Genomic DNA, 12,251 nt, shown 5'->3' on the forward strand with positions numbered 1-12,251 from the left:
ACTTTCATTATTTATTTTTCTTCTTCACTACCTCCTTTACATATAATCTTAGACATCGTTATTTCCTCTTTATCAATACCTATCATTATACTGCAAAAGGAAGAACAAACCAATTGCAGTCAGTTATTTATTTTCATACTCATCAAATGACCAAAGTGGCGCTTGGTATGCTTCAACAGTTAAATATGTCATATATTCATTAGGTGTTATTCTTAATACATCGTTCACTAATTCATACAACCTAACATTACTGTCTATCTTTTTCCACTTTTTCACTTTAAGAAACTTCCAAATGTCATCATCTGTCACTCTGTCATAACCGAACATTTGAAACTCCTCTACTTTACTAACTAAAACGACTTGTAACTGTCCGCGGTATGATTCTACCAAATCTTCTTTTTCTAACATACGTAACATCTCCTTATAATTTCAGCACGAAAAGTCGCTTTTATTCCCGCTCTAATGGACAGCAATAACTACTTTCAAGAGCACTATCATACTTCACTCTCTTAAATGCTTGTCATTCTTGTCTCGTACGTGCATATAAATTATTGTAAATCATTCCACTGATTTTGAGAAGGTAGGAGAAGACCATGACGAGACAAAGCTTTTTAAAAGGCGCATTTATTTTAATGATTGCCGGCTTTATTACCAAAATTCTTGGATTTATTAACCGGATTGTAATGGCACGTATACTAGGAGAAGAAGGCGTTGGCCTTTATATGATGGCCGTTCCTACATTCATTTTAGCAATTACATTAACACAAATCGGTCTTCCTGTCGCAATCGCAAAATTTGTAGCAGAAGCGGAAGCGGTGAACGATAAACAAAAAATAAAAAAAATATTAACCGTATCACTAGCTGTCACTTCCTTTATTAGCATCATTTTAACAATGGGCATTATGCTCCTCACACCTATTTTAGCGAAAACATTATTAACCGATGAAAGAACGTACTATCCATTAATGGCCATTTTACCTGTCGTTCCTGTTATTGCTGTTTCTTCTGTTTTACGCGGTTATTTCCAAGGGAAACAAAATATGAAACCTAGCGCTTATGCTCAAGTGATCGAACAAGTTGTCCGCATTACAATTATCGCTGTATGTATTCGAATATTTTTACCTTATGGCGTAGAATATGCTGCAGCCGGCGCTATGTTATCAGCCGTTCTCGGCGAAGTTGCATCCTTATTATTCTTACTCACTTTATTCCAACGTGAAAAACACTTATCTATACGCTCTAGATTTTTCACTACCGTAAAGGAGAGCAAAGGTACATTTTATTCTCTTATGGATATCGCCCTTCCAACTACAGGAAGTCGTTTAATCGGTTCTGTTTCTTATTTTTTTGAACCTATCGTCGTTATGCAAAGTTTAGCGATTGCCGGAGTTGCCGCTTCTGTCGCAACCCAGCAATACGGTATATTAAACGGTTATGCATTCCCGCTCCTATCACTACCCGCCTTCATTACATACGCTCTTTCTACAGCGCTCGTTCCTTCAATTAGTGAAGCAATGGCAAAAAGGCAACATAAATTAGTGGAGCACCGTTTACAACAAGCACTTCGAATTTCATTAATTACTGGTGGGTGGTCTGTCGTTATATTATACGTATTCGCTTCCCCTGTTTTAACTCTTATGTACGGATCAGACAGCGCAACAGCATTCATTCAGCTACTTGCACCTTGCTTTTTATTTCATTATTTTCAAAGTCCACTTACATCTGTATTGCAAGCTTTAAATTTAGCACGCGCTGCTATGATGAACACATTTATTGGCGCCATCGTGAAATTAATCGTTATTTTTGTACTAGCTTCAAAGCCAGAATTTCAAATGATGGGGGTTGCTCTCGCTATTGCAGCAAATATAGTAACAGTAACATTCCTTCACTACGCTACCGTTTTAAAAAAGATTACATTTACCATTTACGCAAAAGACTATATTTTCGGCGGACTTGCCATCGGTATTGCAGGTGCCTTCGGTTTTTACCTTCATAAGTATATTATTTTTTCTCATTCTCTTGGTATACAAACATTATGGGAAATCACTTTAACAACAATGGTTTATGTCGTTCTCCTCTTCATCTTTAAACTAATTCGAAAAGAGGAGTTAAGTCGCCTCCCTATCATTCGTAAACTTTCATTTTTGAAATAAAGTAAAACTTTCATTAGCGAGACTTTTCCGGGCTTACTATTTAAAATGGTAAGCTTTTAGTTTTCTTTCAAATCAACAAAAAATTGTCCATTTTGAAAACTACAGTATAAAATTTGTGTTATATCGTTATAACCTAAGTTTTTTAGTTTTTCAATGAGCCATTCGTCTGTATGTTCAATCATTTGCAAATGATTAGATTGAATTTCTCCATCAATAATTAATGGCAGAGTGAAAATAGGCGTATCATTTTTACTCTTTTTACTTTTTTGTTTTTGAAAAACGGATAACTTCCCTGATGGTTCCAAAATAGCGTATTCCACATCCCGCACGTCTCCGACCCCTTGCTCCCTTAATTGCATCATTAAATCATCTATGTTATAGCGCTGTTTTCTCATCTTTTTTTCATCAATTTTTCCCGCATTTATAAGAATAGCAGGCTCCCCTTCTATTAAATGCCGAAATCGTTGAAACTTCAAAGAAATAACCGACAAAATGATTTGTATGCACATAAGGAAAGTCATCGGAACTAATTGATGCCAAAGTGATTTATCTGTATTTTCAATCGCTACTACAGCCATTTCACCAAGCATAATGAATACGACTAAATCTAATACACTTAGCTCTCCAATTTCACGTTTACCCATAAGACGGAAAATAATTAAGATAATAATATACAAAAGCATCGTCCGGCCAATTATCGATACCCATTCCATTTCTACATCTCCTTTTTTACTTATAGATTCCCCTATAGAAAAGAAAATAGTCTAACTTAAGCAAAAGAGAAATATGCTTGTATTAAAAAGGGGGAATGCATAAATGGATGGAACGAAAAAATTATCAACTGCAATTGGTTTCGGTATTATTACCCTACTAATTCTCGCATCTATTACTAGCATGGTTATGGCTCTATTATTAAAGTTTACGAACATGAATGAAAGTACATTAACCGTCACTATTTTGATACTAGCTCTTTTATCTATGCTTATGTCTGGGTTTATTGCTGGTAAAAAAGCACAAGGGAAAGGTTGGCTAGTTGGTTTTACAACAGGACTCACATTCGCCATACTCGTTTTTCTAGTTAACTATTTAGGCTTCTCTCAAACTTTATCGAACTCACAGTTACTTTACCAATTGGCATTAATGGGCGCGAGTACACTCGGTGGTATTTTCGGTGTAAATATGTCAAAGCAAAATAATTAAAAAAAGGCCCTGCACATTTCATGCAGGGCCTTCCTCATTAGTTTTTCACAACTTCACGAATCGCATTGCGATCGAAAGTTAAGTGTGCACCACCAGATTTAACAACGATTTTCGTTTCATCTACTGATTCGATTGTACCGTGTAAGCCACCAATTGTTATGATAGCATCACCTTTTGCTAATTCGTTTTGCATTTGAGCAACTGCTTTTTGACGCTTTTGTTGCGGGCGAATTAATAAGAAATAGAAAATCGCAAACATCGCAACGATCATAACGATATTCATCATACCTGCATTCATCTTTTGTTCCTCCTTTTAAATTATGTATTAGAAGTTTTTAGCATTCGGTTTATTAAAGCCATACTGTTCAAAGAACTCTTCGCGGAAATCACCAAGACGGTCTTCACGAATAGCTTGTCTCACCTGCTCCATTAAGTTTAACAGAAAATGAAGGTTGTGATAAGACGTTAAACGAATTCCGAACGTTTCATCACATTTCATCAAGTGACGAATGTACGCACGAGAGTAATTTTTACATGTGTAGCAATCACAATTAGGATCAAGCGGACCGAAGTCTCTTGCGAATTTCGCATTTTTTACAACTAGACGGCCTTCACTTGTCATACATGTACCATTTCGAGCGATACGAGTTGGAAGTACGCAGTCAAACATATCAACGCCGCGAATTGCCCCATCAATTAACGAGTCAGGAGAACCTACTCCCATTAAGTAACGTGGCTTATCATCTGGAAGAAGTGGTGTTGTAAACTCAAGCACACGATTCATAATATCCTTCGGTTCACCAACAGATAAACCACCTATAGCATAACCAGGGAAGTCCATTGAAACAAGGTCTTTTGCACTTTGGCGACGAAGCTCTTCAAACTCTCCGCCCTGTACGATACCGAATAAACCTTGATCTTGTGGACGTTCATGCGCTTTTAAGCAACGTTCTGCCCAGCGGCTTGTACGTTCTACAGATTTCTTCATATATTCAAAAGTAGCTGGGAACGGTGGACACTCATCAAATGCCATCATAATATCTGAACCTAATGCATTTTGGATTTCCATCGCTTTTTCTGGTGATAAGAATAATTTATCTCCATTTAAGTGGTTACGGAAGTGAACGCCTTCCTCTTCAATACGGCGGAAGTCACTTAAACTGAATACTTGGAAACCACCAGAATCCGTTAAGATTGCACGGTCCCAGTTCATAAATTTATGCAAACCACCTGCTTCACGAACAATTTCGTGACCTGGACGTAGCCATAAATGATACGTATTACTTAAAATAATGCCAGAATCCATTGCTTTTAATTCTTCTGGTGACATTGTCTTAACTGTTGCAAGTGTACCAACTGGCATGAATGTTGGTGTATCAAATGAACCGTGCGGCGTGTGTACACGACCTAAACGCGCACCCGTTTGTTTACAAGTTTTAATAAATTCATAACGAATTGCTGTCATAATTTACTCCTTTTATTTGTTTCTCATTTTAGCGTGAGATGCAACGAACATTGCGTCACCGAAGCTAAAGAAACGATATTTTTCTTTTACTGCTTCATTATAAGCATGAAGTACATTATCTCTATTTGAAAATGCACTTACAAGCATAATTAATGTTGATTTCGGCAAATGGAAGTTTGTAATTAAACCATCAATTGCTTTAAATTTATATCCTGGGTACATAAAAATATCTGTCCAACCAGAAGCTGCGCAAAGCTTACCACTATGATCGGTCGCAATCGTTTCTAACGTACGAGTTGATGTCGTACCTACAGTGATAATACGTCCACCATTCTCTTTCACACGATTTAATAATGCCGCTGTCTCTTCAGACATATGGTAATATTCTGCGTGCATATGATGCTCTTCAATCGTATCTGCAGAAACTGGTCTAAATGTTCCAAGCCCTACGTGAAGTGTAATAAATGCTAACTGAACGCCTTTTTTCTTTAACTTCTCAAGTAACTCTTCTGTAAAGTGAAGTCCCGCTGTCGGCGCTGCTGCTGAACCGATTTCTTTCGCATATACTGTTTGATAGCGATCGCGATCTTCCAGTGTCTCTTTAATATATGGAGGAAGTGGCATTTCCCCAAGTTCATCTAAAATTTCATAGAAGATGCCGTCATATGAAAATTCAAGCTGACGCCCACCTTGATCTGCAGTCCCTGTGCAAGTTGCTTTTAATTTCCCTTCACCAAAAGAAATTACAGTTCCTTCTTTTACACGTTTCGCTGGCTTAACAAGCGTTTCCCACTTATCGCCTTCCTCTTGTTTCAAAAGAAGCACTTCAATGTGCGCGCCTGTATCTTCTTTCACACCGTGCAAGCGAGCAGGCATAACTTTCGTTTCATTTAAAACTAAGCAATCCCCCTCATGTAAGTAAGAAAGAATGTCCGTAAAATGTTTATGCTCAATATCACCAGTTTCACGGTCTAACACCATTAATCTTGATGTTTCACGATCCTCTAACGGGACTTGTGCAATAAGTTCTTCTGGTAAATGAAAATCAAACAGATTAATATCCATAACTGTATCCACCTATTTCTTATTTGAATCGATTTATTATATACATAATAAAAGATAATGCAATACTTAACACAATACATGTAATGATAGGAAAATAAAAGGTAACGTTACCTTTTTTCACAAAAATATCGCCTGGAAGCCTTCCAATGAACTTCCAAGCTAAGCCAACAACAATGAGTAAGATACCTGCTGTTATAAGCAATTTCGGTATCTCCGTCATACTTTTGGCATCTCCATTCCGAAATGTTCATACGCAAGTGGCGTTACGATTCGGCCTCTTGGCGTTCGTTGTAAAAAGCCAATTTGTAATAAATACGGCTCATACACATCTTCAATTGTATGAGATTCTTCTCCAATCGTTGCCGAAACTGTCTCTAATCCAACTGGGCCACCACGGAATTTCTCAATTATACCGAGCAATAATTTATGATCAATATGATCGAGTCCTAATTTATCTACCTGCAGTAGTTCTAATGCCATTTGTGTAATTTCCATTGCAATTGTTCCGTCGCTGCGAACTTGTGCGAAGTCACGTACACGTCGTAATAAACGATTCGCAATACGAGGTGTACCACGGGCACGTCTTGCAATTTCTAGTGCGGCTAACGAATCAATTTCCACTTCGAATACTTCCGCTGTACGTTCAACAATCGCAGAAAGCTGATCCACTGTATAATACTCTAATCTTGAAAGTACACCGAAACGGTCACGGAGCGGCGCTGATAATGCTCCGGCACGTGTTGTCGCTCCAACTAATGTAAATGGAGGTAAATCTAAACGTACAGACCGTGCTGACGGTCCTTTTCCAATTACGATATCAAGGCAAAAATCTTCCATCGCAGGATATAGTACTTCTTCAATTGATCTATGCAAACGATGAATTTCATCAATAAACAATACATCTCCAGGCTGAAGTGCTGTTAATACCGCTGCTAAATCTCCTGGTCTTTCAATTGCGGGACCTGACGTCGTTCGAATGTTAACACCCATTTCATTGGCAATAATATTCGCAAGCGTCGTTTTACCAAGTCCAGGTGGTCCATATAAAAGTACGTGATCTAACGTTTCTTCACGCATTTTCGCCGCTTCAATAAACACTTCTAAATTATGTTTCGCTTTATCTTGGCCAATATACTGACGGAGCGTCTGTGGCCGTAATGAATACTCTAAATCCGCATCTTCGTATCCAGATTCCCCTGAAAGGAGACGTTCGTCCATTATACTCACCTCTTACCATTTAGTAAAAGACTAAGTGCCTTTTTAATATATTGATCCGTCGTTAATGATTCTTTTAATAACTCTGGTACAACACGAGAAACTTCCCGTTCTGCATAACCAAGTGCACGCAGTGCTTCCAGTGCTTCATCAAGTTCAACTGAGGAACCTTTCTTCTCATCAAAACTTTCAACATCTGAGAACAAATCAACAAATGCATCTGGTACAACATCTGCTAGTTTTCCTTTTAAATCTAAAATCATTTGGCGCGCTGTTTTCTTTCCGACGCCCGGGAATTTCACTAAAAACTTCTCATCTTCATGTTCAATCGCTTGAACGACCTGTCCTGTTTGACCAGATGCTAAAATCGCAAGAGCGCCTTTTGGCCCAATGCCAGACACACCTAACAATTTTGTAAATAATAAACGCTCTTCACGTGTTTTAAACCCGTAAAGTGCCATAATATCTTCTCTCACATAATGATATGTATAGACACGGATTTCTTGCTTACTTCTTTGAAATACATACGGATTTGGTGTGAAAATTTGGTACCCAATTCCATTATGGTCAATTACGACATATTCCGGTCCTACATACTCCACGTAACCTGTAACATATTCAAACAAAATACGATCTCTCCCTCTTAAATCATGTATTCCATTTTAACATATTTAATGATAGAAAAGCGAGACTACCCCAACAAATGTTCTCCGTTTAAAACTTCTGTTATTTTCCATTGACAGAAAAGATAAAGCACCTTAATATACAGGAGTCGATAATGATTATCAATACTAATTAAAGGGGTTACATCAGGATGAAACGTAAGTTATTTATTTTATTAACTATTATGCTAGTCGTTCTTTCTATCGTTGGCTGTTCTTCTCAAAAAGAAGCGTCAAAAGCAAAAGAACAACCGAAAACAAAAGTTGTGAAACACGCTAAAGGGGAAGCTACAATTCCAGTAAATCCAAAGAGAATTGTTGACTTATCTGGATCAACAGAAGAGTTATTACTTCTTGGACACAAACCTGTTGGTACAGCAAATACATATAAAGATAAAATCCAAAATCACTTAACAGACAAGCTAGATGGCGTAAAAGCAGTTGGCTGGTACTGGGCACCTAAAGTTGATTTAGAAGCTGTTACAGCTTTAAAACCGGACTTAATTATTTTAAATAATCGTCAATTAAAAATTTATGATCAATTAGAAAAGGTTGCACCGACTGTTGTTCTAGAAACAAACTTAGAAGACTGGCGCGGTAAGTTTAAAGAAGTAGGTAAACTATTTGATGAAGAAAAGAAAGCTGACAAATGGATTGCCGACTACGATAAAAAAGCAGACTCTTTATCTAAAAAAATTAAAGAAAAAACAAAAGATGAAAACTTTATGTTTGTCGCAGTTACACCACAAAACTTCCGTGTATACGGTAGCTTCGGATACGGTGACATCATCTTTAACGACTTAAAACTTCCAGCAACAAAAGGTACAGATTTAAAACAAACGATGGCGCAAGTATCATTAGAAGGGCTTGTTGCATTCCAACCTGATCAAATGTTTATTGTAAACTTCGGCGGCGAGGCTGATAAAGTGTACGAAGACTATAAAAATAGTGCTGTTTGGAAAGACAATAAAGCAGTAAAAAACAATCACGTATATGAAGTATCGAATGAAATCTTCAATACGAAAGCATTCAATCCAATCGGAAAAGATATGCTAATTGATGAAATCGCAAAAGAAATTTTAGCTAAAAACAAGTAAGAAAAAGCAGCTCACCATGAGCTGCTTTTTTTCTTATTTTGCACTGCATATTGCTTCATTTTTTCAATCGTCTTCACAAAACTTTCTTTTGATTTTATACGAATACCACGTTTCAATTTCGCACGCTCATAACTCTCAAGTTTTTTCATATCAATTTGAAAGAAAGAATGAATCGCATTATCACTTTTTGGTACACCCTTGAAAATTTGTAATATCCCTTCCTCTGAAACACCAAAATAGCCGCTCGTCTTCAATAACGGAGAAATATCGTCCACTTTCTTTTGCAATACAATTTGTACATCATCACGATCAACGAGTTGCCATTCTTTATATTGCTGTAAAAACTTTTCTAAATCCGCTACTTTTTCTGTAAATATTTCTTCACTTACTTCTCCATCAACATACATACGCTCTAATAAAATTGTAACTTCAGATTCTTTTTCTGTTACTTCTGGTACTGGTCCTTCCGCCCTCACACTCGTTTCATAGGCTAAACAAAACATCATCACGAAAGCTTGCACTGCAATCAGTATCCATTTCATTTCCGTTCACCTCTTTTAGGCAAAATCAAACTTTCATTAGTAGTTTTGCCGAAAGTGGAGGTTTTATCCATATAAACAACCACATTACATTTCTCTCAAAAATAAAAAAATGCAGATAAGGTTTTATCCTTATCTGCATTAGCATTTGTTTTTATATAAAATGAAAGACGCCTGCAAGCAGGCGTCTTGATGCGTTTACGGCGAGAGACCAGGCGACCACATTCGCGTGTTTAGCACTTAAGCATATCTCTCGTCTTACGTAAATTAGCTCATCGCTTTGCTAATATAACATTAATAACGTATAAGTGCAACATTTTTATAACAAATATTTTATTTTCTCTTTCACCCAAACGAACTTTATGTAAATTATAAATTGATAAATGTAATATATATGTTACAATTAATGTAACAGCGAAATCATAATAAACAGGAGATGGATATTGTGAAAAAAATAAAGGATGAACGTCTCATTCTGAAAACATTAAAAAACATACGTATTGCCTTTCTTTTTCAATCACTTGGTATAATTGGCATTTTAGGCTATATCGGATTCACTGAAGGAATGGATCAAATTACGAAATCTCCATTATGGTTATTATTTATCCTTACAAGTATCGTACTTAGTTATTTACAGTTAAGCGTTTCTATCGATGTAGAAGAAGGCGAAAAGGATATAAAGTTAACTCCTTATTACAAAATTATTTTACGCTCTCTTATTGTAGGAACTATTATAGCCATTATTTATATCATTTTCAGTCCAGAAAGACCTCTGTTTGAAGCACTTCTAACAGGTAGTATTTTCTTCATATGCTTTTTAATTTCTTATTCCGTTAGTTATTTTATTAAAAAACGTCGTTTACAAGATAACGATGAATAAAGAGGAAGGGCAACCCCTTCCTCTTTTGTTTTTCTATCGCACTGTACCAGTTAAACCGTAACGAATGTCTCGGAACATATTTCCTATGTCACGATTAAAATCGTTTGTAACTGTACCGTTACGTAGACGCGTACTCATTGCATCGACACGAGTAAACATATCATTTCTTACAGAAACATATACGTTTCTGTTTCCAACTTCATTTGAAACCGCTTGACGAATTTCGTTCGCCATCGCCGTTTCATTTGTCGCTGTGTTACGTGGTTTTACTGCAATCGCTACGTCGTTTCCATATACAACCGTAGACACGCGGTCTACGTTATTCATACGTTTCACACGATTTGTAATTCTTTCTGCAGTTTTACCATCATTGTTAATGTATGAATTGTTCATTGTAATATTACGAGTTGGATGCGGATTAGCAATTTGCCCGTTGTAATTTACATCACGGTAATAATTATTATATCCTGTATCGTTACGACCGTTTCTATATGTTACATAATCTGTATAACGATCGTTACGCGCTACATTATCACGATACTGATGTGTATCATTATAAGATGTACGCTCGTAATTGTAGTTACGTCCATCCATCGCATTGTTATCTTTTGGTGTACCACATGCAGCTAATGCACTGGTAACTAACAAAGAAGCAGCAATCACTTTTACTTTCGTATTCAATACAAAAACCCCCTCTGTTAGAATGAACTTCTCTTCTGAAAAGCTCCCTCTTATGATGAGTAACAGAGAAGGTTTTTACACTGTTAATATTTCACTGGGAATTTTCTAACACTTGATGTAAATCTTCCGTTTTCAAAACAATTCTACATACAAAAAAGGTGGGAATAATCCCACCTTTTTTTAAACTTCTTCTTCGTCCTCTTCTTCTGCGACTGGCTCTCCAAATACATTTGGTGGATCTGGTTGATAATACATCGTCCCTGGCTGTGGTGCATATGCAGACTGCGTTGGTTGATAATATAAAGGATTAGCGTATTGTGGTCCCCCAGGCTGCGGACTATATAACCTACTCTCTCCTCCGCATCCACAATCTTCCTCACCTTGTATGAGTGGCGGCATATTATTATCCATTGGCATCATATTTGAATTTGGCATAGACGTATACTGTGGTCCAAAAGGTGCCCCTTGCTGATATGGCATATTGTAATATGGGTTTTGTTGTTGATAATATGGATTCGGCGGCATCATCGGCTGTTGATACGGCATCATATTCGGTAGTTGATTGTTATCCATGATCGGCATCATATTTGGCATTTGATTGTTATCCATGATCGGCATCATATTTGGCATTTGATTGTTATCCATGATCGGCATCATATTCGGCATTTGATTGTTATCCATGATCGGCATCATATTCGGCATTTGATTGTTATCCATAATCGGCATCATATTCGGCATTTGGTTATTATCCATAATCGGCATCATATTCGGCATTTGATTGTTATCCATAATCGGCATCATATTCGGCATTTGGTTATTATCCATTATTGGCATTATATTTGGTGGTTGGTTGTTATCCATTATTGGCATTATGTTTGGTGGTTGATCGTTATCCATTATTGGCATTATATTTGGTGGTTGATTGTTATCCATTATTGGCATTATATTTGGTGGTTGATTGTTATCCAGCATTGGCATTATATTTGGTACTTGAATATTTGGCGGTATGACTTGTGGGATAACCACATTTTCTTTCGATACATTTGGTGATACTATGCTTCCTACATTTTCTTTCTTCACTTGCGGCGATACTATATTCCCTACATTTTCTTTCTTTACTTGCGGCGACAATATGTTTCCTACATTTTCTTTTTTCACTTGCGGCGATACTATATTCCCTACATTTTCTTTCTTTACTTGCGGCGATACTATGTTTCCTACATTTTCTTTCTTTACTTGCGGCGATACTATGTTTCCTACATTTTCTTTCTTTACTTGCGGTGATACTATGTTT

14 protein-coding genes and 1 pseudogene are annotated in these 12,251 nt (G+C 36.9%); 4 read left to right on the top strand and 11 right to left on the bottom strand.

Annotated elements, in window-relative coordinates; all coding sequences use genetic code 11:
• Nucleotides 1–123: 123 nt before the first annotated feature.
• The gene (locus G9F74_RS21975) at nucleotides 124–408 is read right to left on the bottom strand and encodes a post-transcriptional regulator (RefSeq protein ID WP_000890217.1); all 285 of its coding nucleotides are present in this window, start codon (nucleotides 406–408) and stop codon (nucleotides 124–126) included.
• A 185-nt stretch (nucleotides 409–593) separates the two neighbouring features.
• On the opposite strand from G9F74_RS21975, the gene spoVB reads away from it, so the two are divergent.
• On the top strand, nucleotides 594–2,153 hold the full coding sequence (gene spoVB / locus G9F74_RS21980) for a stage V sporulation protein B (protein ID WP_000198279.1): 1,560 nt from the start codon (nucleotides 594–596) through the stop codon (nucleotides 2,151–2,153).
• A gap of 56 nt (nucleotides 2,154–2,209) precedes the next feature.
• On the opposite strand, the gene G9F74_RS21985 is transcribed toward spoVB, so the two are convergent.
• Nucleotides 2,210–2,866: a DUF421 domain-containing protein gene (locus G9F74_RS21985; protein ID WP_000455378.1), complete on the bottom strand. Its 657-nt coding sequence runs from the start codon at nucleotides 2,864–2,866 to the stop codon at nucleotides 2,210–2,212.
• A gap of 103 nt (nucleotides 2,867–2,969) precedes the next feature.
• On the opposite strand from G9F74_RS21985, the gene G9F74_RS21990 reads away from it, so the two are divergent.
• Nucleotides 2,970–3,353 (top strand): TIGR04086 family membrane protein, encoded by a 384-nt coding sequence (locus tag G9F74_RS21990; RefSeq protein WP_000349137.1) that lies wholly within the window; start codon nucleotides 2,970–2,972, stop codon nucleotides 3,351–3,353.
• 37 nt (nucleotides 3,354–3,390) lie between these two features.
• On the opposite strand, the gene yajC is transcribed toward G9F74_RS21990, so the two are convergent.
• Genes yajC through ruvA form a run of 6 tightly spaced genes read right to left on the bottom strand, consistent with a single transcriptional unit; the run spans nucleotide 3,391 to nucleotide 7,724 of the window.
• Nucleotides 3,391–3,651, bottom strand: coding sequence for a preprotein translocase subunit YajC (yajC, locus tag G9F74_RS21995; protein WP_000991114.1), 261 nt, complete (start codon nucleotides 3,649–3,651; stop codon nucleotides 3,391–3,393).
• A gap of 27 nt (nucleotides 3,652–3,678) precedes the next feature.
• Nucleotides 3,679–4,818 (bottom strand): tRNA guanosine(34) transglycosylase Tgt, encoded by a 1,140-nt coding sequence (gene tgt, locus G9F74_RS22000; protein WP_000125368.1) that lies wholly within the window; start codon nucleotides 4,816–4,818, stop codon nucleotides 3,679–3,681.
• A gap of 12 nt (nucleotides 4,819–4,830) precedes the next feature.
• Nucleotides 4,831–5,883 carry a tRNA preQ1(34) S-adenosylmethionine ribosyltransferase-isomerase QueA gene (gene queA, locus G9F74_RS22005; protein ID WP_000354013.1) on the bottom strand — a complete coding sequence of 351 codons (1,053 nt, stop codon included), beginning with the start codon at nucleotides 5,881–5,883 and terminating at the stop codon, nucleotides 4,831–4,833.
• 19 nt (nucleotides 5,884–5,902) lie between these two features.
• The gene (locus G9F74_RS22010; protein ID WP_000136158.1) at nucleotides 5,903–6,103 is read right to left on the bottom strand and encodes a DUF2905 domain-containing protein; all 201 of its coding nucleotides are present in this window, start codon (nucleotides 6,101–6,103) and stop codon (nucleotides 5,903–5,905) included.
• The gene (gene ruvB, locus G9F74_RS22015; RefSeq protein WP_000344470.1) at nucleotides 6,100–7,101 is read right to left on the bottom strand and encodes a Holliday junction branch migration DNA helicase RuvB; all 1,002 of its coding nucleotides are present in this window, start codon (nucleotides 7,099–7,101) and stop codon (nucleotides 6,100–6,102) included. Before ruvB ends, G9F74_RS22010 begins: the two co-directional genes overlap by 4 nt.
• Nucleotides 7,102–7,106: 5 nt before the next feature.
• Nucleotides 7,107–7,724 (bottom strand): Holliday junction DNA helicase RuvA, encoded by a 618-nt coding sequence (ruvA, locus tag G9F74_RS22020; RefSeq protein WP_000464514.1) that lies wholly within the window; start codon nucleotides 7,722–7,724, stop codon nucleotides 7,107–7,109.
• 188 nt (nucleotides 7,725–7,912) lie between these two features.
• On the opposite strand from ruvA, the gene G9F74_RS22025 reads away from it, so the two are divergent.
• On the top strand, nucleotides 7,913–8,857 hold the full coding sequence (locus G9F74_RS22025) for an iron-hydroxamate ABC transporter substrate-binding protein (RefSeq protein ID WP_000823617.1): 945 nt from the start codon (nucleotides 7,913–7,915) through the stop codon (nucleotides 8,855–8,857).
• Between the two features lie 11 nt (nucleotides 8,858–8,868).
• Here the strand turns inward: G9F74_RS22025 and G9F74_RS22030 are convergent, their stop codons facing one another.
• A complete protein-coding gene (locus tag G9F74_RS22030) occupies nucleotides 8,869–9,399 on the bottom strand; it encodes a BofC C-terminal domain-containing protein (protein WP_000871206.1) in 531 nt (176 codons plus the stop codon).
• Nucleotides 9,400–9,832: 433 nt separating this feature from the next.
• On the opposite strand from G9F74_RS22030, the gene G9F74_RS22035 reads away from it, so the two are divergent.
• A complete protein-coding gene (locus tag G9F74_RS22035) occupies nucleotides 9,833–10,276 on the top strand; it encodes a hypothetical protein (protein ID WP_002039655.1) in 444 nt (147 codons plus the stop codon).
• A 33-nt stretch (nucleotides 10,277–10,309) separates the two neighbouring features.
• Here the strand turns inward: G9F74_RS22035 and G9F74_RS22040 are convergent, their stop codons facing one another.
• Nucleotides 10,310–10,957, bottom strand: coding sequence for a YhcN/YlaJ family sporulation lipoprotein (locus G9F74_RS22040; RefSeq protein ID WP_001093525.1), 648 nt, complete (start codon nucleotides 10,955–10,957; stop codon nucleotides 10,310–10,312).
• Between the two features lie 180 nt (nucleotides 10,958–11,137).
• Nucleotides 11,138–12,251: pseudogene (gene exsA, locus G9F74_RS30175) on the bottom strand (spore coat assembly protein ExsA); the annotation flags it as partial.

The organism is Bacillus sp. EKM202B, assembly GCF_011066025.1.
Classification (GTDB): Bacteria; Bacillota; Bacilli; order Bacillales; family Bacillaceae_G; genus Bacillus_A; species Bacillus_A toyonensis.